General features: G+C 71.5%; 22 protein-coding genes. 9 read left to right on the forward strand and 13 right to left on the reverse strand.

Annotated features, from left to right (window positions below; translation table 11 throughout):
- Nucleotides 1–10: 10 nt before the first annotated feature.
- Both GQQ92_RS11395 and GQQ92_RS11400 read right to left on the reverse strand, forming a co-directional pair.
- Nucleotides 11–1,270 (reverse strand): glycosyltransferase 87 family protein, encoded by a 1,260-nt coding sequence (locus GQQ92_RS11395; protein ID WP_156999403.1) that lies wholly within the window; start codon nt 1,268–1,270, stop codon nt 11–13.
- A gap of 114 nt (nt 1,271–1,384) precedes the next feature.
- Nucleotides 1,385–2,233: an ADP-dependent NAD(P)H-hydrate dehydratase gene (locus GQQ92_RS11400; protein WP_156999405.1), complete on the reverse strand. Its 849-nt coding sequence runs from the start codon at nt 2,231–2,233 to the stop codon at nt 1,385–1,387.
- A 23-nt stretch (nt 2,234–2,256) separates the two neighbouring features.
- Here GQQ92_RS11400 and GQQ92_RS11405 point away from each other — a divergent pair, with 23 nt between their 5' ends.
- Entirely contained in the window at nt 2,257–2,907 is a 651-nt protein-coding gene (locus GQQ92_RS11405) for an HAD family hydrolase (protein WP_156999407.1), read from the forward strand.
- The gene (locus GQQ92_RS11410) at nt 2,904–4,031 is read left to right on the forward strand and encodes an NADH:flavin oxidoreductase/NADH oxidase (RefSeq protein WP_156999409.1); all 1,128 of its coding nucleotides are present in this window, start codon (nt 2,904–2,906) and stop codon (nt 4,029–4,031) included. Before GQQ92_RS11405 ends, GQQ92_RS11410 begins: the two co-directional genes overlap by 4 nt.
- A 44-nt stretch (nt 4,032–4,075) precedes the next feature.
- Here GQQ92_RS11410 and GQQ92_RS11415 read toward each other — a convergent pair whose 3' ends face one another.
- The 3 genes from GQQ92_RS11415 to guaB1 form a co-directional block, all read right to left on the reverse strand.
- Nucleotides 4,076–5,113, reverse strand: a complete 1,038-nt coding sequence (locus GQQ92_RS11415; protein ID WP_156999410.1) for a hemolysin family protein — start codon at nt 5,111–5,113, stop codon at nt 4,076–4,078.
- Entirely contained in the window at nt 5,110–6,438 is a 1,329-nt protein-coding gene (locus GQQ92_RS11420; protein ID WP_156999412.1) for a hemolysin family protein, read from the reverse strand. Before GQQ92_RS11420 ends, GQQ92_RS11415 begins: the two co-directional genes overlap by 4 nt.
- Before the next feature lie 112 nt (nt 6,439–6,550).
- Entirely contained in the window at nt 6,551–7,990 is a 1,440-nt protein-coding gene (gene guaB1 / locus GQQ92_RS11425; RefSeq protein WP_156999414.1) for a GMP reductase, read from the reverse strand.
- A 147-nt stretch (nt 7,991–8,137) separates the two neighbouring features.
- Here guaB1 and GQQ92_RS11430 point away from each other — a divergent pair, with 147 nt between their 5' ends.
- Nucleotides 8,138–11,953, forward strand: a complete 3,816-nt coding sequence (locus GQQ92_RS11430) for a multifunctional oxoglutarate decarboxylase/oxoglutarate dehydrogenase thiamine pyrophosphate-binding subunit/dihydrolipoyllysine-residue succinyltransferase subunit (protein ID WP_156999416.1) — start codon at nt 8,138–8,140, stop codon at nt 11,951–11,953.
- Nucleotides 11,954–12,122: 169 nt separating this feature from the next.
- Here the strand turns inward: GQQ92_RS11430 and GQQ92_RS11435 are convergent, their stop codons facing one another.
- From GQQ92_RS11435 to GQQ92_RS11445, 3 genes are all read right to left on the reverse strand, one after another.
- Complete coding sequence (locus tag GQQ92_RS11435) at nt 12,123–14,399, reverse strand: MMPL family transporter (protein ID WP_156999418.1); 2,277 nt, start codon at nt 14,397–14,399, stop codon at nt 12,123–12,125.
- A gap of 99 nt (nt 14,400–14,498) precedes the next feature.
- Nucleotides 14,499–14,756 carry a zf-HC2 domain-containing protein gene (locus GQQ92_RS11440; protein WP_156999420.1) on the reverse strand — a complete coding sequence of 86 codons (258 nt, stop codon included), beginning with the start codon at nt 14,754–14,756 and terminating at the stop codon, nt 14,499–14,501.
- A complete protein-coding gene (locus GQQ92_RS11445; RefSeq protein ID WP_156999422.1) occupies nt 14,753–15,397 on the reverse strand; it encodes a sigma-70 family RNA polymerase sigma factor in 645 nt (214 codons plus the stop codon). The genes GQQ92_RS11440 and GQQ92_RS11445 overlap by 4 nt, the downstream gene beginning before the upstream one ends.
- 190 nt (nt 15,398–15,587) lie before the next feature.
- On the opposite strand from GQQ92_RS11445, the gene aroA reads away from it, so the two are divergent.
- The 3 genes from aroA (at nt 15,588) to bcp (ending at nt 18,619) form a co-directional block, all read left to right on the forward strand.
- The gene (gene aroA / locus GQQ92_RS11450; protein ID WP_156999424.1) at nt 15,588–16,958 is read left to right on the forward strand and encodes a 3-phosphoshikimate 1-carboxyvinyltransferase; all 1,371 of its coding nucleotides are present in this window, start codon (nt 15,588–15,590) and stop codon (nt 16,956–16,958) included.
- The gene (gene rsgA, locus GQQ92_RS11455) at nt 16,955–17,992 is read left to right on the forward strand and encodes a ribosome small subunit-dependent GTPase A (RefSeq protein WP_156999426.1); all 1,038 of its coding nucleotides are present in this window, start codon (nt 16,955–16,957) and stop codon (nt 17,990–17,992) included. Before aroA ends, rsgA begins: the two co-directional genes overlap by 4 nt.
- Nucleotides 17,993–18,142: 150 nt before the next feature.
- Entirely contained in the window at nt 18,143–18,619 is a 477-nt protein-coding gene (bcp, locus tag GQQ92_RS11460; protein WP_156999428.1) for a thioredoxin-dependent thiol peroxidase, read from the forward strand.
- A 45-nt stretch (nt 18,620–18,664) separates the two neighbouring features.
- On the opposite strand, the gene GQQ92_RS11465 is transcribed toward bcp, so the two are convergent.
- A complete protein-coding gene (locus GQQ92_RS11465) occupies nt 18,665–19,123 on the reverse strand; it encodes a hypothetical protein (protein WP_197738219.1) in 459 nt (152 codons plus the stop codon).
- Between the two features lie 200 nt (nt 19,124–19,323).
- Here GQQ92_RS11465 and GQQ92_RS11470 point away from each other — a divergent pair, with 200 nt between their 5' ends.
- Nucleotides 19,324–19,572 (forward strand): WhiB family transcriptional regulator, encoded by a 249-nt coding sequence (locus GQQ92_RS11470; RefSeq protein WP_055859573.1) that lies wholly within the window; start codon nt 19,324–19,326, stop codon nt 19,570–19,572.
- 157 nt (nt 19,573–19,729) lie between these two features.
- Here GQQ92_RS11470 and GQQ92_RS11475 read toward each other — a convergent pair whose 3' ends face one another.
- The 3 genes from GQQ92_RS11475 to GQQ92_RS11485 all read right to left on the reverse strand — a co-directional run bounded on the left by GQQ92_RS11475 (nt 19,730) and on the right by GQQ92_RS11485 (nt 23,231).
- Nucleotides 19,730–21,223, reverse strand: a complete 1,494-nt coding sequence (locus GQQ92_RS11475) for a sensor histidine kinase (RefSeq protein ID WP_156999430.1) — start codon at nt 21,221–21,223, stop codon at nt 19,730–19,732.
- A 122-nt stretch (nt 21,224–21,345) separates the two neighbouring features.
- Nucleotides 21,346–22,611, reverse strand: coding sequence for an AAA family ATPase (locus GQQ92_RS11480; protein WP_156999432.1), 1,266 nt, complete (start codon nt 22,609–22,611; stop codon nt 21,346–21,348).
- Nucleotides 22,611–23,231, reverse strand: a complete 621-nt coding sequence (locus GQQ92_RS11485; RefSeq protein WP_156999433.1) for a CpaB family protein — start codon at nt 23,229–23,231, stop codon at nt 22,611–22,613. The genes GQQ92_RS11480 and GQQ92_RS11485 overlap by 1 nt, the downstream gene beginning before the upstream one ends.
- 124 nt (nt 23,232–23,355) lie before the next feature.
- Here GQQ92_RS11485 and GQQ92_RS16580 point away from each other — a divergent pair, with 124 nt between their 5' ends.
- Nucleotides 23,356–23,649, forward strand: a complete 294-nt coding sequence (locus GQQ92_RS16580) for a helix-turn-helix domain-containing protein (protein ID WP_197738220.1) — start codon at nt 23,356–23,358, stop codon at nt 23,647–23,649.
- 55 nt (nt 23,650–23,704) lie between these two features.
- Here GQQ92_RS16580 and GQQ92_RS11495 read toward each other — a convergent pair whose 3' ends face one another.
- Entirely contained in the window at nt 23,705–24,310 is a 606-nt protein-coding gene (locus GQQ92_RS11495; RefSeq protein WP_156999436.1) for a hypothetical protein, read from the reverse strand.
- Between the two features lie 171 nt (nt 24,311–24,481).
- Here GQQ92_RS11495 and GQQ92_RS11500 point away from each other — a divergent pair, with 171 nt between their 5' ends.
- Complete coding sequence (locus GQQ92_RS11500; protein WP_232057659.1) at nt 24,482–24,919, forward strand: Rv3235 family protein; 438 nt, start codon at nt 24,482–24,484, stop codon at nt 24,917–24,919.
- Nucleotides 24,920–24,927: the final 8 nt, after the last annotated feature.

Genomic DNA, 24,927 nt, shown 5'->3' on the forward strand with positions numbered 1-24,927 from the left:
GGCGGGCGCGTCACGTGGCGTGCGGCGCAGGATCCCGTCGCGCTCCAGCCTGCCACAGGGCCCTCGCCGCCCACACGAGCAGCGCGACCAGGAGCACGACCTTCACCGTCAGCAGGAACACGAACGCCGGATCGGCCACGAGGAGCCAGCCGTACCAGTACGGGTAGATGATGTGCGTGAACAGGGCGATCGCCGCCGCGAGGAGCGCCGGCACCGCGAACCTCGCCGGCCGGTAGACGAGCCCGAGCACCACGGGGGCGGCCAGCCAGGTCACGAACTGGGGCGACCCGACCTTGTTCGCCAGCATCAGCACCACCGGCAGCGCGAGCGCGAGCGGCGGCAGCACGAGCGAGAACGCCGCGCCGCGGCGCACGGCCCGGACGCCGAGCAGCACGACCGCGAGCACGCCGATCGCCATCATCGGGGTCGTGAGCGCGGCGGCGGCCTCGGCGCCCGGCCCGTCGATCTGGAAGGTCAGGATGTCCTGCGAGTAGACGATGTGCACGGTCTGAGAGCCCGCGACGATCTGCCACAGCCAGGCGATCGCGAGCGGGGCCTCGATCTGCAGGCCTCGGCCGGCCTGCTCCTCGATGAAGCCGAACGCATTCAGCCCCGCACCCGCGAAGAGGCTGACGCCCAGGATGCCGATGCTGAGCGCGAAGGCGATGCCGGCGACCTCGCGGCGCCGTCGGGCGGCGATGACGAGGGCGGCGAGCAGCGCGGCTGGCCAGACCTTGAGCCATGCGCCGATCGTGAGGAGCACGGCGGCCACGCGCGGCCGGCCTGCCGCCATCAGCAGGCCGAGGATCGCGAACGGCACCGTGATCGCGTCGATGCGGCCCATGGCGATCGGCCCGAGCAGCGCCAGGAAGACCAGCCACCACCACGCGGCGATGCGGCGGGTGCGCGAGAGCCGAGCCGTGCCGATCAGCACCGAGAACGCGACGGCGTCGAGCGCGGTCACCATGAGCAGCCAGGTCTGGGCGTACGAGGCCGCGCCGAACGCGAGCGCGGCGGCCATCGGCGCGAACGCGAGGATCGGATACACCCATGGCGTGTCGATGCCCATGCGCACCCAGCCGTTCGCCGCGTTCTCGGCCCAGCGCAGGTAGACGCCGGTGACGTCGCCGAGCGGCAGTCCGGGCGCGTTGAGGTTCAGCCAGGCGAGGCCGCCGTGCACGAGCAGGAAGACGGCCCAGAGGGCCCCGCGACCCGCGAGGAAGCGCCGGAAGGGCGGGGCGGATGCCGCAGCGTCACGCCCGTCCGTCATGTCTGCGAGCCTATCCGAGGCGGGCTCCCGACTCGGTCGGCCTGCCGTTGCCGCGCCGCCGCGGAGCCGCGGAGCCGCGCCGCCGCGGAGGCATCCGGCGCCCGATCGGACCGTTCAGCCCGCGAGCAGCGCCCCGACGACCCCCGGCACGGCCTCGGCGATGTCGAGCGCCGCGACCGGCCCGCCGCCGTTCGCGGTGCTCGCGCGCAGCGCGGCCTCGCCCTGCACCCACGCCGCGGTCGCGGCGAGGTCGGTGAGCGCTTCGGCATCGCCCGCGAGCTCGCCGTGATGGGTCGCGGCCAACGCGCCGAGGATGCCGCCCAGCACGTCGCCGGTGCCCGCGGTGGCGAGCCAGTGCGTCGGTGCGGTGACGACCCGGTGGTTGCCGCTCGGGTCGCAGACGTAGGTGGTCGCGCCCTTCAACAGCACGGCGACGCCCAGCTCCCCGGCCGCGCGCCGCGCCCATTCGCCGGGATCGGCCCGCACCTCCTCGATGGTCGAGGGGATCTCACGGGCGTTCAGGAGGCGGACGAGTTCGCGAAGGTGCGGCGTGATCACGGTCGGCGCCGTGTGGGTGCCGACGAGGTCGAGGGCGCCGGCGTCGAGCACGACCGGAACGCCGTCGGCGAGGGCGTGCTGCAGGTCGCCGAGCAGCAGGAACGAGCGCCGCGTCGGGTCGATGCCCGAGCCGAGGAGCCACGCCTGCACGCGCCCGCGGCCCGCGACCGTCTCGGGCCGGCGCGCGAGCACCTCGCGCCGCACGTTGCGCGGACCGATGTAGCGCACGAGCCCGATGCCGGTGCGGTGCGCGGCGGAGACGCCGAGCACCGCCGCGCCCGGGAACTCGACCGAGCCCGTGACGACGCCGAGCACCCCCCGCGAGTACTTGTCGTCGTCGGCCAGCGGCGCCCGGACGTGCGCTCGGGCGTCGTCGACGTTCCAGGTGCGCCATTCGGTGGCCATGCTCCAACGATAGGTTGGTGCGGATGCCAGCAACAGCCCTCGAACCCATCAGCCTGTCTCCCCGCGTGGTCGTCTTCGACTACGGCGAGGTCATCTCCCGCCCGCCGGGCGACGCCGATCGCACCGCGCTCCTCCGCCGCGCCGGCGTGCCCGTCGAGGCCCCCGCCGAGGCCGCGTTCTGGGCGGCCTACTGGCGGCACCGCGCGGCCCTCGACCAGGGCACCAGCAGCATCGCCCGGTACTGGGCGGATGTCGCGGTCGAGATCGGCGCCGACTGGAGCCCCGTCGACGTGCACGAGCTCTGGGCGATCGACCATCGCAGCTGGCTCAGCGTCGACCCGGGCACGCTCGGCGTGCTGCACGCGCTGCACGAGGGGGGCACCCGCCTCGCGCTCCTCTCGAACGCGGGCGAGGACTTCTCCGGGTGGCTGCGCTCTGGCTCGTTCGCGCCGCTGTTCGAGCGCGTGTTCGTGAGCGGGGAACTGAACCTCGTGAAGCCCGACGCTGCCATCTACGAGCACGTCATGGCGGCGCTCGGCATCGAGCCCGACCGATTCGTGTTCATCGACAACAAGGCCGAGAACGTCGAGGGCGCGATCGCCGTCGGCGGCGAGGGCCACGTGTTCGTCGATGCCGCCTCGCTCGAGTCCTGGCTGCGGAGCCTCGCCCCGTGAACGCGCCGACGCCCGACGCGCGGAGTGCCGCGCCCGCGCTGTTCCGCCCCATCGAGATCCGCGGGTTGACGATCCGGAACCGGGTGTGGGTGCCGCCGCTCTGCCAGTACTCGGTGACCGGGCTCGACGGCGTGCCGCACGACTGGCACCTCGTGCACCTGGGCTCGATGGCCGCGGGCGGCGCGGGGCTCGTGATCGCGGAGGCCACCGCGGTGAACCCGGCGGGCCGCATCTCCGATCACGACACCGGCATCTGGAACGACGAGCAGGCCGGCGCCTGGTCGCGCATCACCCGGTTCATCCGCTCGCAGGGCGCGGCCTCCGGCATCCAGCTCGCGCACGCCGGGCGCAAGGCCTCCGTGTGGGCCGAGCCGCTGCGCCGGCCGGGCTCCCAGCCGCTCGACGAGGGCGGGTGGACGACGGTGTCGGCCTCGGCGCAGGCGTTCGAAGGCCTTCGCGAGCCCGTCGCGCTCGACGAGCCGGGCATCCTGCAGGTCGTCGAGGACTTCCGCGCCGGTGCACGGCGCGCGATCGACGCGGGCTTCGACCTCGTCGAGGTGCACGCGGCCCACGGCTACCTCGTGCACCAGTTCCTCTCGCCGCTGTCGAACCTCCGCGACGACGCGTGGGGCGGAGACCTCGCCGGCCGCGCCCGACTCCTGCTCGAGATCGTGCGCGCCGTGCGCGCCGAGGTGGGCGACCAGGTGCCCGTGTTCGTGCGGTTCTCGGCCACCGACTGGGTCGAGGGCGGTTGGGACGAGGCGCAGACCGCCACCGTCGCGCGCTGGTGCCAGGACGCCGGCGCCGACTTCTTCGACGTGTCGACGGGCGGCCTCGTCGCCCACGCGCACATCCCCGTCGGCCCCGGGTACCAGGCCGGCCACGCCGAGTACGTCGGCGAGCACGGCGACGTGCCCGTCTCGGCGGTCGGCCGCATCACGAACGCGCGCCACGCCGACGACCTCGTCGCCTCGGGCGCCGCCGACGCGGTCATGTTCGGCAAGGCCATGATGCGCGACCCGCACTTCGCCCTCCGCGCGGCCGACGAGCTCGGTGCCGGGACCTCGATGTGGCCGGTGCAGTACCTGCGGGCCAGGCCCGAGGTCAACGACGGCGAGTGGTGACCGGCCGCGGCATCCGCAGTTGAGGATGCCGCGGCCGTCGCCGTTCACCCGCGACGCGTCGCGTCCTGCACCTCTCCGACGAGTTCCTCGATGATGTCCTCGAGGAAGATCACGCCCGTCGTGGCGCCCTGCTCGTCGAACGCGCGGGCCACGTGCGTGCCGAGGCGCCGCATGGTCGCCAGCGCATCCTCGAGGTCGGTGCCGTCGAAGATCGACACGAGCCGGCGCACGCGCTTCGGCGGGATCGGGTGGTCGAACTCGTCGACCCGCAGGTCGATCACATCCTTCAGGTGCACGTAGCCGTCGGGCTCGCCGTCGGCGCCGAGGATGACGTAGCGCGAGTAGCCGCGGCGGGCGACCGCCTGCTCCACGTCGGCCGGCGTCGCCGTCGGCGGCAGGCTGACGAGATCGGCCAACGGCACCGCGACATCCGTCACCCGCTTCGTCGTGAACTCGAACGCGGCGCTCAGCGTGCCGCTCGTGTCGTCGAGCACGCCCTCGGCACGAGAGCGGTCGACGATGGTCTGCACCTCCTCGAGCGTGTACGTCGAGTTCGCCTCGCTCTTCGGCTCGACCCGGAACAGGCGCAGCACGCCGTTCGCCATCGCGTTCAGCGCCACGATGACCGGGCGGAACACGCGCGCGATGAACACGAGCGGCGGGGCGAGCAGCAGCACGGCGCGATCCGGCAGCGAGAACGAGAGGTTCTTCGGCACCATCTCGCCGAAGACGACGTGCAGGTACGAGACGAGCACGAGCGTCACGATGAACGCGACCGTCGAGATGACGCCCTCGGGCCAGCCCGTCAGGTGCAGCGGCACCTCGAGCAGGTGGTGGATCGCGGGCTCGGACACGTTCAGGATCAGCAGCGAGCAGATCGTGATGCCGAGCTGGCTCATCGCGAGCATGAGCGTCGCGTGCTCCATGGCCCACAGGGCCGTCTTCGCGCTGCGGCTGCCCTGCTCGGCGAGCGGCTCGATCTGCGAGCGCCTGGCCGAGATGACGGCGAACTCCGCGCCGACGAAGAACGCGTTGCCGGCGAGCAGCACGACGAGCCAGACGAGTCCCATCCAGTCGTTCATCGGGTCGCCCCCTCGTCGTCGGCTTCGACCGGCACGGGGTCGGGAAGGTAGCGGATGCGGTCGATGCGACGCCCGTCGAGACGCTGCACGACGAGCGTGCCGCCCTCGATCGCGACCTCGTCGCCGACGACCGGGAGCCGGCCCAGCTCGGAGATGACGTAGCCCGCGACGGTCTCGTAGTCGCCGTTCTCGGGAACGCGGATGCCGGTGCGGTCGACCAGCTCGTCGGGTCGGAGGATGCCCGGGAACGCGACCGAGTCCTCGCGGCGCACGATGCCCGCACGCGTGCGGTCGTGCTCGTCGGCGACCTCGCCCACGAGCTCCTCGACGAGGTCTTCGAGGGTCGCGACGCCGGCGGTTCCGCCGTACTCGTCGACCACGACCGCCATCTGGAAGCCCCGCCCGCGGAGCTCGCCGAGCAGCACGTCGAGGGTCATCGTCTCGGGCACGCGCAGCGCCTCGGACTGGAGGGCGGACGCCGGGACGTCGGCCCGCCGCTCCCGAGGCACCGCGACGGCCTGCTTGACGTGCACGAGCCCCACGACGTCGTCGAGGTTCTCGTCGAACACCGGGAACCGCGAGAAGCCCGTCTGCCGAGCGAGCTCGAGCACGGTCTCGGCGGAGTCCTGCCGGTGCACGGCCGACACCGCGGGTCGGGGCGTCATCACGTCGGATGCGTCGTGGTCGGCGAAGCGGAGGGTGCGGCCGAGCAGCGTGGCGGTGTCCTGCTCGAGCAGGCCCGCGCTCGCGGAGCGCCGCACGAGGGAGCTGAGCTCCTCGGCGGAGCGGGCGCCCGAGAGCTCCTCCTTCGGCTCGATGCCGACGGCCCGGAGCAGGGCGTTCGCGCTGCCGTTGAGCAGCGCGATCGCCGGGCGGAACACCCACGTGAACGCCGCCTGGAACGGCATGACGACCTTGGCGGTCTGCAGCGGCAGCGCGAGCGCGAAGTTCTTCGGCACGAGCTCGCCGATGACCATCGACAGGAGCGTGGCGAGCACGATCGCGGTGACCGCGCCGACCGGTTGGATCAGGCCCTCGGGCAGGCCGACCGCGGTGAGCGGTGCGGTCAGGAGCGAGGTGATTGCCGGCTCCATGGTGTATCCGGTGAGCAGGGTCGTCAGCGTGATGCCGAGCTGCGCGCTCGAGAGATGCGTCGAGGTGATCTTGAGGGCCTCGATGGTGAGCGAGAGGCGGGTCTCGCCCCGCGCCCGACGCGCCTCGACGTCGGCGCGATCGAGGTTGACGAGCGCGAACTCGCTCGCAACGAACAAGCCCGTGCCGACCGTGAGGAGCAGTCCGATGCCGAGGAGTACCCACTCAGACATCCGCACCTCCCCGGTCGATCACGGGCGAGGGTCTGTGGCCGGGATTGGCAGAGGGAGGATCATCCATTGTGCGCGCAAGTATACCGGCGCGCCGCTGCGCGAGAACCGGGAATCACCAGCTGACGGGCAGCGCCTTGCCCTCCTCGTATCCGGCGGCCGACTGGATGCCGACCCGCGCGCGCTCGCGGAACTCCTCGAGCGAGCGAGCGCCCGCGTACGTGAACGAGCTGCGGACCCCGGAGGTGATCATGTCGAGGAGGTCCTCGAGCGAGGGCCGAAGGGGGTCGAGGTAGATCTTCGACGACGAGATGCCCTCGGCGAAGAGCTCCTTCCTGGCCAGCTCGTACGGCGACAGGCGCTCGAACCGCTCGCGCACCGCCTTCGTCGACGCCATGCCCCAGCTCTCCTTGTAGAGGCGCCCGCCGGCGTCGCGCGCGAGTCCGCCGGGAGCCTCGACGGTGCCCGCGAACCAGGAGCCGATCATGACGGATGCCGCGCCCGCGGCCAGTGCGAGCGCCACGTCGCGCGGGTACCGCACGCCGCCGTCGGCCCAGACGCTGGCGCCGAGCTCACGGGCCGCCTCGGCCGTCTCGAGCACCGCGGAGAACTGCGGGCGCCCCACCGCCGTCATCATGCGCGTCGTGCACATCGCGCCCGGCCCCACGCCGACCTTCAGCACGTCGGCGCCGGCCTCCACGAGGTCGGCGACGGCGTCGGCCGTGACGATGTTGCCCGCGACGATGGGCACGCCGAGGTCGAGGTCGCGCACGATTGACACCGCACGGAGCATGCCCTCCTGGTGGCCGTGGGCGGTGTCGATGACGAGCATGTCGACGCCCGCGTCGACGAGCGCACGCGCCTTCGCGGCGACGTCGCCGTTGATGCCGACCGCCGCGGCGACCCGGAGTCGGCCCGCGGCATCGACGTTCGGACGGTAGACGGTGCCGCGGAGCGCCCCCCGGCGGCTGAGCGTGCCGACCACGCGGCCGTGCTCGAGCACCGGCGCGAACTCGAGCCCCGCCTCGACCATGAGATCGAACGCGCCGCGCGGGGTGTCGACGTCGTCGGCGTCGATCGACGCGACGCCGCCGTGCACGAGATCGCCGAGGCGGGCGTCGGCGAGCGCCGTGGCGAGGCGGTCGGCCGCGATGCAGCCGACGAACCCGCCGTTCGCGTCCTGCAGCACGACGCCGTGGCCGGCGACCGGCGGCAGCACGGCAAGCGCGTCGGCGGCCGTGTCGTCGGGCGAGAAGAGATGCGGGGTGTCGAAGCGGGGCGACTGCGCCTTCGTCCACCGGATCGATTCCGCGAGGTCCTGGAGGTGCAGGTCCTGCGGCAGGACGCCGAGGCCGCCGCGCCTCGCGAGCGTCGTCGCGAGCCGCGGACCGGTGATCGAGTTCATGTTCGCGGAGACGATCGGGATCGACGCACCCGACCCGTCGTCGGGCGCGAGCGACACGTCGAGACGACTGGTGACCCCCGACCTGCTCGGCACGAGGAAGACGTCGGAGTAGGTGAGATCGTGAGTGGGTTCGGTGCGGTAGAACTCCATGGGGATCACGCTACCCCGGCACACTGTGGGCAAGCGCTCGGGGAAGGGGTTTAGGCTTGTACAGGCGACCGGGAACCACCGAGTGCGCGAAGAGCGCGATCGCCGAGGAATCCATCCAGTATCAACGGAGAGAGTGGGCGATCGGCTGTGTCGAGCCAATTGACCGGGTCGGGGTCTGAAGAGACCACGGCGGGCGAATACGGAGCCAACGAGTGGCTCGTCGACGAGATGTACGAGAAGTTCGTCGTGGATCCCGACTCCGTCGACCGCTCGTGGTGGCCCGTGCTCGAGTCGTACCGCGACGCCCGCGGCACCGGGGGCGCGACGCCCGCGAGCCAGGCCCCGTCCGCGACGGCGCAGCCCGAGGCATCCGCCCCGTCCGCGACGGCGCAGCCCGAGGCATCCGCCCCGTCCGCGACCGCGCAGCCCGAGGCATCCGCCCCGTCCGCGACGGCGCAGCCCGCCGCCGACGCGACGGCCGCGGCATCCGCACCGCCGACGACCCCGAACCCGGTCATCGGCCAGGCGCCCGAGGCCCGCACCACCTCCGTGGCCCCGCGGTCGGCGCCGGTTCCCGCCGACGTGCCGGTCACGAGCCCGCAGCAGGTCATCGACGACGGCGAGCACAAAGACGAGGTCGTGCCGCTGAAGGGCATGCCGAAGGCCCTCGCCGCCAACATGGACGCCTCGCTCACCGTGCCGACCGCCACGAGCGTGCGCACCGTGCCCGCGAAGCTCATGATCGACAACCGCATCGTGATCAACAACCACCTGCGCCGCACGCGCGGCGGCAAGGTGTCGTTCACGCACCTCATCGGCTGGGCGCTCATCCAGGCGCTCAAGGAGTTCCCGAGCCAGAACGTCTTCTACAGCGAGGTCGACGGCAAGCCGAGCCTCGTCAAGCCCGCGCACATCGGCCTCGGCATCGCGATCGACATCCCGAAGCCCGACGGCACCCGGGCCCTCCTCGTGCCCGCGATCAAGCGCGCCGAGACGATGACGTTCAACGAGTTCCTGAACGCCTACGAAGACCTCGTGCGGCGCGCCCGCACGAACAAGCTCACCGCCGACGACTTCTCGGGCGCGACCATCTCGCTGACGAACCCGGGCGGCATCGGCACGGTGCACTCCGTGCCGCGCCTCATGAAGGGCCAGGGCTGCATCATCGGCGCCGGCGCCCTCGAGTACCCGGCCGAGTTCCAGGGCGCGGCCGAGAAGACGCTCGCGAACCTCGCCATCGGCAAGACGATCACGCTCACCTCGACCTACGACCACCGCGTCATCCAGGGTGCGGGCTCGGGCGAGTTCCTGAAGAAGGTGCACGAGCTGCTCATCGGGCAGCGCGGCTTCTACGAAGATCTCTTCGCGGCCCTCCGCCTCCCCTACGAGCCCATCCACTGGTCGGCCGACATCTCGGTCGACGTCGCGAGCGCCATCGACAAGACGGCCCGCGTGCAGGAGCTCATCAACTCGTTCCGCGTGCGCGGCCACATGATGGCCGACATCGACCCGCTCGAGTACCAGCAGCGTTCGCACCCCGACCTCGACATCGAGAGCCACGGGCTGACCTTCTGGGACCTCGACCGCGAGTTCGTGACGGGCGGCTTCGGCAACACCCGCACGGCGCTGCTGCGCGACATCCTCGGCGTCCTGCGCGACTCGTACTGCCGCACCATCGGCATCGAGTACATGCACATCCAGGAGCCCGAGCAGCGCCGCTGGATCCAGGAGCAGGTCGAGCGCAAGTACGAGAAGCCGACCCACGACGAGCAGATGCGCATCCTCGGCAAGCTCAACGAGGCCGAGGCGTTCGAGACCTTCCTGCAGACGAAGTACGTGGGCCAGAAGCGGTTCAGCCTCGAGGGCGGCGAGTCCGTCATCGCGCTCCTCGACGAGATCCTGCAGGGCGCCGCCAAGGAGAACCTCGACGAGGTCGCCATCGGCATGGCCCACCGCGGCCGGCTCAACGTGCTCACGAACATCGCCGGCAAGACGTACGGCCAGGTCTTCCGCGAGTTCGAGGGCACGACGTCCGGCCAGGGCTCGGGCGACGTGAAGTACCACCTCGGCACCGAGGGCACCTTCACCGCCGACGACGGCGCGCAGATCCCCGTGTCGCTCGCGGCGAACCCCTCGCACCTCGAGGCCGTCGACGGCGTGCTCGAGGGCATCGTGCGCGCCAAGCAGGACCGCAAGCCGATCGGCACGTTCTCGACCCTGCCGATCCTCATCCACGGCGACGCCGCGATGGCCGGCCAGGGCATCGTGATCGAGACCATGCAGATGTCGCAGCTGCGCGGCTACCGCACGGGCGGCACGATCCACGTCAACATCAACAACCAGGTCGGCTTCACCACCGTGCCGGGCGACGCCCGCTCGTCGATCTACTCGACCGACGTCGCCAAGGCGATCCAGGCGCCGATCTTCCACGTCAACGGCGACGATCCCGAGGCCGTGGTCCGGGTGGCCGAGCTCGCCTTCCGGTACCGCCAGGAATTCAAGCGCGACGTGGTCATCGACCTCGTCTGCTACCGCCGTCGCGGCCACAACGAAGGCGACGACCCCTCGATGACGCAGCCGCTCATGTACAACCTCATCGAGGCCAAGCGCTCGGTCCGCAAGCTCTACACCGAGGCGCTCGTCGGCCGCGGCGACATCACCGAGGCCGAGTACGAGGAGTCGCACCGCGACTTCCAGGACCGCCTCGAGCGCGCGTTCGCCGAGACCCACGCCGCGCAGACCGGGTCGATCCCGATCGTCGGGGCCACCGAGTCGCTCGACCACGAGGAGCCCGCCACGGGCGAGCTCGCGACCACGGGCGTGTCCGTCGAGGTCGTGCAGGCCATCGGCGACGCCTTCGGCAACAAGCCCTCGGGCTTCACGGTGCACCCGAAGATCCAGCAGCTGCTCACGAAGCGCGTCGACATGAGCCGCAACGGCAAGATCGACTGGGGCTTCGGCGAACTGCTCGCGCTCGGCTCGCTGCTCGTCGAGGGCACCCCGGTGCGCTTCGCCGGCCAGGACGCCCGCCGCGGCACCTTCGTGCAGCGCCACGCGGTCCTCCACGACCGTTCCAACGGCCAGGAGTGGCTGCCGCTGCAGAACCTCTCTGAGAACCAGGCCCGGTTCTGGATCTACGACTCGCTGCTCTCCGAGTACGCGGCCATGGGCTTCGAGTACGGCTACTCGGTCGAACGCGCCGACGCCCTCGTGCTGTGGGAGGCGCAGTTCGGCGACTTCGCCAACGGCGCGCAGACCATCGTCGACGAGTTCATCTCCTCGGCCGAGCAGAAGTGGGGCCAGCGCTCGAGCGTCGTCCTGCTGCTGCCGCACGGCTACGAGGGCCAGGGTCCCGACCACTCCAGCGCCCGCATCGAGCGGTACCTGCAGCTGTGCGCCGAGAACAACATGACCGTGGCGCGCCCGTCGACGCCGGCGTCGTACTTCCACCTGCTGCGCCGTCAGGCCTACGCCCGGCCCCGTCGCCCGCTCGTCGTCTTCACCCCGAAGGCGATGCTGCGACTGCGCGGCGCCACGAGCGAGGTCGCCGACTTCACGAACGGTCGATTCGAGCCCGTCATCGACGACGCCCGCATCACCGACAAGGCGGCCGTCAAGCGCATCGTGTTCGTGTCGGGCAAGATCTACTACGACCTGCTCGCCGAGCTCGAGAAGAACCCGAACCCCGAGGTCGCGCTCGTACGCCTCGAGCAGCTCTACCCGCTGCCCGCCGAGGAGCTCAAGAAGGTGGCCTACAGCTACCCGAACGCCGAGTTCGTGTGGGCCCAGGACGAGCCCGAGAACCAGGGCGTCTGGCCGTACTTCATCGTCGAGACGAACAAGCTCGGCGAGCGCCCGGTGCGGGTCGTCTCCCGCGCCGCCGCGGCCTCCCCCGCGACCGGCTCCGCGAAGCGGCACGCCGGCGAGCAGGCCGAACTCGTGCGGCGCGCGCTGACGCTGTAGCGCAACCCGAGACGGACGCGAAGAGAGCGGATGCCACGCGGCATCCGCTCTCTTCATTTTCTGCCCCTCGCTCGCCCCTTCGACCGCGAATCGGCGCCCGAGTGCGGATTCGGCGGGGCCGATCGTGCACTCGGGCGCCGATTCCGCACTCAGGCGGGGGCGGGCTCGTTCAGGCGCGGTGCTCGGGCGCGTGATGGGGGTCGGCGGTCACCGCGTCGGCGTCGAGCTCGGCGGCGACCTCCGAGGGCGAGGGCTCCTCGCGACCGTCGCGCCACAGCTTCGACGGCCACCAGATGGCCCGACCGAGGTCGTACGAGAGCGCCGGCACGAGCAGCGAGCGCACGAGGAAGGTGTCGAGCAGCACGCCGAACGCCACGATGAACGCGAGCTGGGCGAGGAACAGGATCGGGAGCACCCCCAGGGCGGCGAACGTCGCCGCGAGCACGAGCCCCGCCGAGGTGATGACCCCGCCAGTGACCACGAGACCCCGCAGCACGCCCTGCCGGGTGCCGTGCTTCCGGCTCTCCTCGCGCACCCGCGTCATGAGGAAGATGTTGTAGTCCACGCCGAGCGCGACGAGGAAGACGAATCCGAACAACGGCACCACTGGGTCGGCCCCCGCGAAGTCGAACACCTCGTCGAACACGATCGCCGAGACGCCGAGCGCGGCGCCGAACGACAGCACGACGGTGGCGATGAGCAGGAGCGGGGCGACGATCGCCCGCAGCAGCAGCATCAGGATCAGCAGGATCACGCCGAGCACGAGCGGGATGATGAGGTTGCGGTCGTGGATCGAGGCGACCTTCGTGTCGAGCGCGACCGCCGTGACGCCGCCCACGAGCACCGGCTGGTCGGCGGGCACGTCGGCGAGCCCTTCACGCAGGTCGAGGATCACCGCCTCCGCCTCGTCGGAATCGCTCGCCGCGTCGAGCGTCGCGTCGAGTTCGACGAGCCCGTCGACGACGGTCGGCTCGCCGGCCGGCGTCCCGGGCGGGCCGAGCGGCTGGATGCCCTCGTCGGTGACCGGGAGCGAGCCGCTCGGCGAATCCTCCGAGACGACCGAGAGCGCGTCGACCCCGTCGGTGGCGAGCACGATCTCGGCGACCGCGTCGAGGTCCTCCTCCGCGGCGATGATGACCGCCGGCGTGCCGGAGCCCCCGGGGAAGTGCTCGCTGAGCAGCGCCTGACCGTCGCGCGCCTGCGACTGCCCGAGCACGAACTCGCTCGACGGCACCCCGTCGGCCTCAAGCTGCGTGACGCCGAGCGCCATGACGGCCAGGAGCAGCGTCGACACGATCCACGTGACGCGGGGCCGGCGGGCGACGAGGCGCGCGACCTTCGGCCAGATGCCGCGTCGGGTCACCACGTCATCGGCCTCGACGTGCGCGGCGACCTTCGGGCGCACCGGCCAGAACGCGGCGCGGCCGGCCCAGAACATCAGCGCGGGAAGCAGCGTCAGCGACGTCAGCAGGGCGAACACGATGCCGATCGCCGACACGGGCCCGAGAAGCTTGTTCGAGCCGAGGTCGCTGGCGAGCAGCATGAGGAGTCCGGCGATGACGGTGCCGCCAGACGCCAGGATCGGCTCCCACGATCCGCGCAGCGCCGACCACGTGGCATCCCACTTGCTCTCCTCCGTGTGCAGGGCCTCGCGGTACCTCGCGATGTACAGCAGCGAGTAGTCGGTCGCGGCGCCGATGACGAGGATGAAGAGGATGCCCTGCGTCTGGCCGTTGAGCACGAGCACGTCGGCCTGCGCGAGCGACACCACGACGAGCACCGACGCGCAGAGCGCCGTGAGGCTCGTGCCGAGCACGATGAAGGGCAGCAGGGGCGAGCGGTACACGATCACGAGGATGAGGAACACCGCGCCGAAGGCGACGAGCAGGAGCAGCCCGTCGATGCCCGCGAACGCATCGGAGAGATCCGCGGTGAAGCCCGCGGGGCCGGTGACCGCGCCCTCGAGACCGTCGACCGAGGTCTCTGCGACCACGTCTCGAAGCTCGCCCACGACGTCCTTCACCTCGGCGCTCGAGTCGATCTGCACGAACACCTCGGCGGCGGCGCCGTCCTCGGATTCGACGGCGGGCGACACCCCGTCGGCGAGCACGCCGTCGAGGTCGGCGAACGCCTCGGCATCGTCGGCGATCGCCGAGACATCCGCATCGGTCAGCCCGGCGTCCCTCGCGTACACGACGATGGCCGGGATCGACTCGTCGCCGCGGAAGCCCGCCTGGAGCTCCTGCACCTCGGCGGACTCAGAGGAGGCCGGCAGGAACTGGGCCTGGTCGTTCTCGACGACGTCGCTCAGCGTGCCGAACGAAGCCCCGCCGGCGCCGAATGCGCCGAACCACACGAGGATCAGCACGGCCGGGATCAGCACCCGCAGCCAGGTCGGCACGGAGCGGCGGCGAGCAGGACGGGTGGAGGAGGCGTCGGTGTTCATCGGTTCGACGTTACGCTCGCCCCGCCGCCGCGGGCGTCCGTCGAACGGTTGAACCTGCCGTCAGGCCGTCATGCCGTCAGACGCTCAGTCGATCGCGGCTCAATCGATCGTGGTCGTGTGCCCGGCCTGGACGGTGCGGATCTGCGTCAGCACCAGGAGGCGCAGCTGCTCGGGCGCGGTCTCCTTGCAGGCGCGCTGCATGACCTCGGTGATCGCGACGCCGACCCGCACCTCGTTGCGGCAGTCGGCGCAGTTCTCGACGTGCGCACGGATGTCTGCGGCATCCGCACTGGCCAGTTCGTGGTGGAGGTACTCCTCGAGCTCGGCTCGGGCCTTCTCGCAGCCGCAGTCGTTCATTTGGGGCTCCTCGGCAGTTTCTGCCTCTTGGGGGTGGATGCCGTCCCGGCGGCCGCGATGCCCTGCTCGCGCGCGTAGTCGGCGAGGGACTCGCGGAGGAGCCGTCTGCCACGGTGCAGTCGGCTCATCACGGTCCCGATGGGGGTGTTCATCATGTCGGCGATCTCCTGGTAGGAGAAGCCCTCGACGTCGGCGAAGTAGACCGCGAGACGGAAGTCCTCGGGGAGCGCCTGCAGGGCGTCCTTCACGGCGCTGTCGGGCAGGTGGTCGATCGCCTCGGCCTCGGCCGAGCGGCTCGCCCGCGCGGTGGTCGACTCGGCACCGCCGAGCTGCCAGTCCTCGAGTTCGTCGATCGTGCCCTGGTACGGCTCGCGCTGCTTCTTGCGGTACGTGTTGATGAAGGTGTTCGTCAGGATGCGGTACAGCCACGCCTTGAGGTTGGTGCCCTGCGTGAACTGGCCGAACGCCGCGTACGCCTTCGCGAACGTCTCCTGCACGAGGTCCTGCGCATCGGCGGGGTTCTTCGTCATGCGCAGCGCCGCCGCGTACAGCTGATCGAGGAACGGCAGCGCCTGTTCCTCGAACATCTGCGCCTGCGTGCGCTCGGCATCGGGTGCAGCGGCGATCTCATCGGCAGTCATCAGGGGCCATCCTAGGCCGTCGGCCTCCGCGCCCGCCGGGCGTCGTCGACGCGCCGCGAAGCCGCCCGCACTCGTGCCCTTCGACGGGACCGCTCCCGTGGTCGCGGGGGCGAACCCGTGGGGACGCAACTCGGTGACCGGCACGCGCATCGACTCCTTCCGCGTTCTCGAACGCTACTGTTGGTAACCGATGCAGATCTCGAAGTATTCCGCGCCCGAGTTCGACCCGTACGGCGACAATCGCCAGACGGAGCCCGACGCCGGCTGGCGCGCGCCCGTGGCCGAGGGCCCGATCGATTCGGTGCTGGCCGTGCCGGGTTCCAAGTCGCTGACGAACCGCGAACTCGTGCTCGCGGCGCTCGCCGACGGCCCGTCCACGCTGCATGCGCCGCTGTGGTCGCGCGACAGCGAGCTGATGATCGACGCGCTGCGGGCGCTCGGCACGCGATTCGAGCGGATGCCCGGACAGGGCGGATTCGGCGACGACCTCCGGGTGCTCCCGGCCGACGAGCTGCTCGGCTCCACGACCATCGACTGCGGGCTCGCCGGCACGGTCATGCGCTTCGTCCCACCGGTCGCGGCGCTCGCGCTCGGCCCCACCACGTTCGACGGAGACGAGGCCGCCCGCCGTCGCCCCATGGGCGGGTCGATCGAGGGCCTGCGGGCCCTCGGCGTCGACCTCGACGACAACCGGCGTGGCGCCCTCCCGTTCACCGTGCACGGCACCGGCCGCATCGAGGGCGGGCTCGTCGAGCTCGATGCCTCGGCGTCCAGCCAGTTCGTCTCGGGCCTCCTGCTCTCGGCCGCGCGCTTCGAGCGGGGCATCGACCTGCGCCACACCGGGGAGCGCCTGCCGAGCCTGCCGCACATCGAGATGACCGTCGAGACGCTGCGCCGGCGCGGCATCGAGGTCTCCTCGCCCGAGGTCGGCCGCTGGGTCGTCGCCCCCGGCCCGATCCGGGCGATCGACGTCCACGTCGAGCCCGACCTCTCGAACGCGGCGCCCTTCCTCGTGGCGGCCGTGGTCGCCGGCGGCCGGGTCACCATCACCGGATGGCCCGAGCGCACGACGCAGGTCGGGGCCCAGCTCGAACACCTCCTCCCCCGGTTCGGCGCGCGCGTCGAACGCGTCGAGGACCGGCTCACCGTGCACGCCCCCGACCCCGGCGCAGACGGCGGCCGAGGCATCCGCGGCGCCGACCTCGATCTCTCCGAGGCGGGCGAGCTCGTGCCCAACCTCGTCGCGCTCGCGGCATTCGCCGACGGGCCGAGCACGTTCACGGGCATCGGCCACATCCGCCACCACGAGACCGACCGGCTCGCCGCGCTCGTCGCCGAGCTCACCGGACTCGGCGGCGACGTGCGCGAACTCGAGGACGGCCTGCAGATCACCCCGGCCCCGCTGCACGGCGGCGGGTGGCGGGCCTACGCCGACCACCGCATGGCCACCACGGGCGCGATCGTCGGCCTCGCCGTCGACGGGGTCGTCGTCGACGACATCGCCTGCACGGGCAAGACGCTGCCGCAGTTCACCGCCCTCTGGGAGCAGATGCTCGCATGACCTGGTGGGACGCCGACGAAGACGACGACGAAGACGAGTTCGACGAGTCGAGTGTGCGCGTGCGTCCCAACCGGCGCGGCAGCCGCCCCCGCACGAAGGTGCGCCCCGAGCACGCCGATGCGGTCGAGGGCGTCGTGCTCGGCGTCGACCGAGGGCGCTACTCGGTGCTCGTCGACGAGAACGGGGGCGACGAGCGCACCATCACCGCGGCGAGGGCGAGCGAGCTCCGCCGCAAGTCCGTCGTCACGGGCGACCACGTCGACCTCGTCGGCGACACCACCGGCGACGCCGGCACGCTCTCGCGCATCGTGCGCGTCCGCGAGCGCACCACGCTGCTGCGCCGCAGCGCCGACGACACCGACGAGGTCGAGCGCGTCATCGTCGCCAACGCCGACCAGATGCTCATCGTGGTCGCCGCCGCGAACCCCGAGCCGCGCATCCGTCTCGTCGACCGGTACCTCGTCGCCGCGTTCGACGCCCGGATCCAGCCGATCCTCTGCCTCACGAAGACCGATCTCGCCGACCCGTCCGAGTTCCTCGAGAACTTCGCCGGCCTCGACCTGCCGGTCATCCGCTCCCGATCCGACAAGATGCCGATCGACGTGATCACGGCCGAACTGGTCGACCACCGCACCGTGTTCGTCGGCCACTCGGGCGTCGGCAAGTCGACGCTCGTGAACGCCCTCGTGCCCGGCGCGGACCGCGCCACCGGGGTCGTCAACACCGTCACGGGGCGCGGTCGGCACACGTCCTCCTCGACCGTCTCGCTCCGGCTCGAATCCCCCGCCGGGCGCGGGTGGGTCATCGACACGCCCGGCGTGCGCTCCTTCGGGCTCGGGCACGTGGACCCGGCGAACATCCTCGGCGCCTTCAGCGACCTCGCTCGCATCGCCGAGCGCTGCCCCCGCGGCTGCACCCACCTGCCCGACGCGCCCGACTGCGCGATCGTCGAAGCGGTGCAGGCCGGCGACCTCGGCGACACCGGCCGGGCACGCCTGGACTCGCTGCAGCGCCTCCTCGAGACGTTCCGCTGAGGCACCCGCGCCCTTCGATCGCCCCGGGCCGTCGACCGCCCGAGCGGCGTCGGATGCCTCGTCGGTGTCGGATGCCTCGTCGGTGTCGGATGCCTCGTCGAAACCTCCGGCCCGCGGCATCCGCCGATCGAAGCTGCCTACCATTGGATCATGACCGACGCACGACTCGCCCCCGGCGACCTCGCACCCGACTTCACGCTCGACGACCAGAATGGCGAGCCGATCACGCTCTCGCAGCTCCGCGGCTCTCGCGTGGTGCTCTACTTCTACCCCGAGGCCATGACCCCGGGCTGCACGACGGAGGCCTGCGACTTCCGCGACAACCTCAACTCCTTCGCCTCGGCCGGCGTCAAGGTCGTCGGCGTCTCGAAGGACGCCGTCGAGAAGCTCGCGCGCTTCGCCGAGCGCGACGGCCTGAACTACACCCTGCTCTCCGACAAGGATCACGCGGTGCAGGAGCGCTACGGCACGTGGGGCGAGAAGCAGAACTACGGCAAGACGGTCGTGGGCAGCATCCGCTCGACCTTCGTGATCGACGCCGACGGCGTCATCGAACGCGCCTGGTACAACGTGAAGGCGACCGGCCACGTCGCGCGCGTGCGACGCGACCTCGGCCTCGACGGCTGAACCCGTCGTCCACCGCGACGCCCTGAACGGGCACCGCGCGGCGCCTCACGCGCCGTGGGGTGCCCGTTCGGCGTTCCGGTCGCCCGTGTAGGCCAGCCGCACCGGCGTCCACAGGAGCAGCCCGATGACCGTGATCGCCGGCACGAGCAGCACCCACCCGACGTCGGGGCGGGCGAACAGGCCCTGGAACGCACCGACCGCGATCGAGACCTGGAGCACCTGCCACACGATCGCCGACGACCGGGCCCACGGCGCACGGCGCATCGAGCCGACCGCGACGGCCGAGATCCAGATCGCGCCGACCAGCACGAGCACGAGCAGCGCGATCGCGGTCGCGTACGACGAGGGCTCGATCGTGAGCAGGTCGACCACGAGCCACACCACGACGCCGACGAGCGCGAGCGCTTCGAGCACGAGCACCGTCGTGATCGTCGCGAGCGCCGCGCGCACCCCGCCGACAGGCGCCTCGGGCGGCATGTTCTCGCGGTCTTCGTCGGTATTCACAGCGTTATCCCATTCACGGCTATTGATTCGATCTCTCCGCTATGCGACCATTTATGAGGCCGAATTGATGCTCACAGGGACGTGAGCCGATCGATCCCGATCCTACTTCCCGAGATTCGGCTTTCCCCCAGCAGCACAGCCGGATTCGGCTCGCGCAATCGTGCGCGCCTGCAACGAAACACACTGCAAGGAGCATCTTCATGGACTGGCGCGACAAGGCCGCCTGCCTCACGGCTGACCCGGAACTCTTCTTCCCCGTCGGCAACACCGGTCCCGCCGTCGACCAGATCGAGAAGGCGAAGGCCGTCTGCGCCCGCTGCACGGTCACCGAGATCTGCCTGCAGTACGCCCTCGAGACCGGTCAGGACTCGGGCGTGTGGGGCGGCCTCAGCGAAGACGAGCGTCGCGCGCTCAAGCGCCGCGCCGCTCGCGCCCGCCGGGCCGGCTGACCCCGCCGCAACGACCTCACGACGCCGTGGCCCTCGGGCCGCGGCGTCGTTTCGTTGTGCCCGGCTCGTCGTGCTGGGCTCGTCGTGCCCGGCTCGTCGTGCCCGGCCCCGGTGAGGGACGCGGCCGGTGACGGGTCGGGGCCGGCGTCGGAGGCGCTCAGACCGAGGTGATCCAGCGGAGCGGGATCTCGATCGTGACCTCGGTGCCCCGCCCCACGATCGTGTGCCAGTCGATGGTGCCGCCGAGCTCGCCCTGGATCAGGGTGCGCACGATCTGCGTGCCGAGGCCCTCGCCGACCTTGCCCTCGGGCAGCCCGGAGCCGGTGTCGCGCACCTGCACGGTGAGCATCGTCTGCGAACGGTCGGCCGTGATCTCGACGTCGCCCTCTTGGCCCGCCAGGCCGTGTTCGACGGCGTTCGTCACGAGTTCGGTGAGCGCGAGGGCCAGCGGAGTGGCGTACTCGCTCGGCAGGACGCCGAACGAACCGGAGCGCTTCGGATGCGCCGTCGTGTTGTGGGCCGAAGCCACCTCGGCGACGAGGAGCAGCGCGCGATCGAACACCTGGTCGAAGTCGACGTTCTGGGTGAGCCCTTCGGAGAGGGTGTCGTGCACGACCGCGATCGCCCCGACGCGGCGCATGGCCTGCGTCAGCGCATCGCGCGCCTCGTCGGAATGCGTGCGACGCGCCTGGATGCGCAGGAGCGACGCGACCGTCTGCAGGTTGTTCTTCACCCGGTGGTGGATCTCGCGGATGGTGGCGTCCTTGGTGATGAGCTCCTGCTCCTGGTGGCGCAGCTCGGTCACGTCGCGGCTCAGGACGATCGCGCCGGTGCGCTCGCCGCGCCGCCGGATCGGGATCGCCCGGAGCGACACGGTCACGCCGCGCGACTCGATGTCGGTGCGCCAGGGGGCGCGGCCCGTGACGACGAGCGGCAGCGACTCGTCGACGACGAGCTTGCCCGTGAGCAGCCGCGTGGTGACCTCGGCGAGCGACTCGCCCTCGAGCTCGTCTTCGAAGCCCATGCGGTTGAACGCGGAGAGCGCGTTCGGGCTCGCGAACGTGGTGTTGCCGTCGACGTCGAGGCGGATCAGGCCGTCGGACGCGCGCGGAGCGCCTCGGCGGGGGCCGGTCGGCGCACCGAGGTCGGGGAAGTCGCCGGAGGCGATCATCTCGAACAGCTCGACGGCGCACTCGTTGAACGTCAGCTCCTGACGGCTCGCGGTGCGCGTGCTGCTGAGGTTCGTGTGACGCGTGATGACCGCGACCGGCACCGGTGCGATCTCGGTGCCCGAGGAGCTGAGCCGGCGCATGACGGGCACCGCGCGTACGCGGGTCGGCATCTCCTCGTACCAGTCGGGAGAGGAGGAGTCCACGATGCGGGCGCCTGAGAAGGCGTCGCCGACGAGGTCGCGCCATTGCGACTTGATCGCCTGCCCGACGAAATCGCGGTAGAAGAGCGTGGCGGCGCTCGACGGCCGTGCGTGCGCCACGGCCACGAACTCCTCGTCGGCCGACGGCACCCAGAGCACGATATCGGCGAAGGCGAGGTCCGCGAGGAGTTGGAGGTCGCCGACGAGCATATGCAGCCAGTCGACGTCGGCCTGACTGCTGCGGCCCTGTGCGAGGACGAGATCACTGAGGGTCGACACAGACCCAAGCGTAGCGGTCGGATGCCGCGAGGCGATCGCCCGGGCACCGTGCGGACCTCCCGTGGCGAGCCGCCCGCTCCGTGGCTCGCCGACCGGCGACCGCCTGCGCGCTCTGGAGCGGTTCAGACGGCGGCCGCCGCGACGGCGCTCCGGCGGGCGCGCCGCACGCGGCGTCGGCGTCGTTCGTCGGCCGCGGGCACCGGCAGGAAGGCCTCGTGCGCGAATTCGCGGACCGCTGCCCGGAGCGGCGACTTCGGCGACGCATCGCGGAGCGTGCGCGCGGTGAGGATCGCCGCGTCGGTCGCCCGGCCGTCGTGCGGCAGCATCGTGACCTCGGAGAGCCCGGAGAACCGGCGCATCGTCTGACGCACCTGGCCGTAGGCGTCGATGCCGAGCGCACTCGTGCGCACGCGGTTCACGACCACGCTGATGCGATCGGCGTCGACGAGATCGACGAGCTCCGCGTGCCCGCGGAGGAGACGGGAGAGCCCGACGGGGTCGGCGAGGCCGACCGCCACGACGTGGTCGGCCTTCGCGAGGCTCGTGAACGTCGCCGCATTGCGGCGCGGCGCGAACTGGTCGCTCGTGAGCTCTTCGTCGTGCTCGAGGCTGAATCCGGTGTCGATGACGACGTACTCGACCCATTCGCGGATCTTCGCGATCGCCGTGCCGACGCGGTCGCGCGCGAGCTCGGGCCACCGGTTCGGGCCGACGAGTCCGGTGAAGACGTCGAACGACGCGCGCGGCGACGAATACCGCTGGGCGATGCGTTCGAGTTCGGCGCGGTCGAGCGCATCGGCGCCGGCGAGCCGGCAGGCGGACGCGAACCCCGGCGCCTCGTCGAGCAGCCCGAGCGTGGGCGCGACCGCCCCGCCGTAGGGGTCGGCGTCGATCAGCGCCACCCGATGGCCGGCGGCGGCGATCTCGGCGGCGAGGTTGACCGCGATCGTGGTGCGGCCCGGCGCACCACCCGGCCCCCAGACGGCGATCACGGCCCCGTTCGAGTGCTCGCCCGCCCGGGACGCCTCACCCGAGACTCGGGACGGGAGCGTCACTCCCCCGCTGACGGCCGCTTCGAGATCGGCCCATGCCGACCCGGCGTCGAACACCTCGTGGAGGCCGATCGCGCGTGCGTGGGAGCGCTCGGCATCGCTCGCGGCAAGGGCGACGAGACGGATGCCGCGCAGGTCGCACGCCTCGAGGAGCTCGGCGTCGAGCATGGCCCGGCCCGCCCCGGCGAGCACGACGTCGGGAGCGACGACGTCGAGCGCCTCGATCAGCTCTGCGCGGACCATGGCCCTGGCGACGACGACGTGACCGGCCTCGACGGCATCGGCGAGCAGGCGATCCTCGACGGACGGTTCGACGGCGAAGGCGAGGCGGGCCATCACTCGTCGCCCGGTCGGGCCGGGACGAGGTCGATGACGTCTTCGGCGGCGAGCGCCTCGAGCACCACGGCCACCCGCTCTCTCGGCACGAGGAGCTCGACCGATGCCGCCCCGCTCTGCACGATGCCCCCGCTCTCGCTGATCGCCGCGACCTCGGCACCGGGAACGAGCACCGCGGGCGGCTCGTAGTCGCCCCGCTCGACGCGATGCGCCGACCAGATGTCGACCCGCGAGCCGACCTCGAGATCGCCGGGGAGCGCGGCCCGGCTCGTCACGACGACGGTCGCGAGTCCGGCGCGATCGGCCTCGTCGACCGCGGCGAGCGGCACGAGCTCACCCTCGCGCACCGTCGAGGTCACGATGAGCCCCTCGGCCGGGAGGGCATCGGCCTCGAGGTAGCGCGGGGCTGCGGAACCGAAGCGGACGCGCTCGACCGCGAGGTCGTCGGCGGTGAGGCGGTCGCCGGGGGTCACGGTCTGCACCACGCTGTACACCTCGGTCGCGTCGTCGAGCCCGCTCACGAGGGCGTACACCCCCGCGGTCGAGCCCGCGACGAGCGCGACGCCGATGACGAGGCGCGGGTCGAGGCGGATCGCGCCCCGATCTGATCGACGTGGCATCATGCTCCTTCCGGCGGCGGCGCCCTCCGCCGCACCGTCGTCAATCGTCGCCCAACCCTGTCGGATCGCCGTGAAGTTATCCACACCCGGACCGCGATCGCGATCGCAGGTCGATAATCAGATGGTGAGCACATCAGAAGCGGGCGAACTCGGGCGGTTCCTCTCCGTCGCCGACGCCGCCCAAATTCTCGATGTCGACTCCGCGACCATCATCGGGCTCATCGGCACCGGTGAACTCCCCGCACTCCGGGTGGGCGACAACGGCCCGTGGCGCATCGAGCGCACCCAACTCGAGTTCTGGATCGACTTCCGCCTCGAAGAGGCCCGGCGCTCCGCCCTGTGGCAGCAGGGCGAGTTCGCAGACGTCACCGACTTCTCCAACGTCACCGCGCTGGGCCCGAGACGCCTGCTCCCCTGAGGAGCGGATGCCGCGTGGCCGGCGTGGCGCCGACCCGTCAGCGTCAGCTTCAGCGTCAGGCGAGCGCGCCGAACGACACGAGCAGCACGCGCTCGAACGGCACGATGCGGTAGCCCTGGACCTCGCGTTCTCGGCGGGGCGAACCGGCGGGGTGCACGGCGAGATCGAGGTGATCGCGCGCCACCCGATCGATCGTGCCGTGCACCGCACCGATCTCGGTGAGCAGGTGCACCGCCGCACGCCGGCGACTCAAGTCGCGGAGCACGAACGAGAGACCCATGCGCTCGGTGAGGCTCGAGGGCGGATCGGGGTGCGGTTCGAGGCTTCGCTCGAGCAGCCTCGGGCCGGTCAGGAGCGCGCCGATCGCAGAGAACGGCAGGATGCACTGCCCGCCCGAACCACGGCCGACCAACGCACCGCTCAACCAGTCGCGGCCGAACGACGCGGGCCGCACGGCGATCGGCTCCCCGGTACGGAGCTCGAGCCGGAGGACGGACGCCGGGTCGTGCTCGAGCGCGCCGGTCATCGCCATCAGGCGGTCGCGGAGCGCGAGCCTGCCGAGTCGGAGCCGTTCCTCTTCGAGCGCGAGGGCGCGCTCCTCGTCGCGTTGCTCCTGATCGAGCCTCGCCTCGAGGTCGTCGAAGAGGAGATCCCACCGCATGGGGGCACGTTAGCCGGTGGACGGCTGTGTTACGCCAGGTTATCCACAGGTACCGAAAGTGCTTGACACGGTTCCGACGGCCTCCTACATTCGATCGCAGGCTCGCCGACCTGTCCCCCGTTCGGGGGCGGTCATCTCGCGCTGCCGCACCCTGTCCCAGATGGAGCACTGATGCCCGCACGCCCTGCCGTCCGCCTCGATGTACGCGACTCGGCATCGTTCATCGACCATGACGAGTTCTTCGGGCGACAGACGGCGAGCCGGAGCGACCTGCCCGATCCCGAAGCGATGCTGCAGAGCCTCACGCACTGCGTCGTCGAGGTCATGGCCGGCGCCCGCGATCTCGAGCAGCTCGCACGGTGGGTGACCGACGACGTGTACCGCACGCTCTCGAAGCGCGTGGTCCTGGCGAACCGCGCTCGGCGCATCAAGGGGCTCTCGCCGCAGCGCCCGACCTTCCGCGTCGGCAGGGTCGTCGTGACCGAGCCCGCCGACGGCATCGTCGAGGCGGTCGTGCTCGTCCACCAGCCGCACCGGGTGCGATCGGTCGCCATCCGCCTCGAGGGGCTCGATCAGCGGTGGCGCGCGAGCGCGATCGCGGTGCTCTGATCCACGGG

It is taken from the genome of Agromyces terreus, assembly GCF_009749465.1.
Classification (GTDB): domain Bacteria; phylum Actinomycetota; class Actinomycetes; order Actinomycetales; family Microbacteriaceae; genus Agromyces; species Agromyces terreus.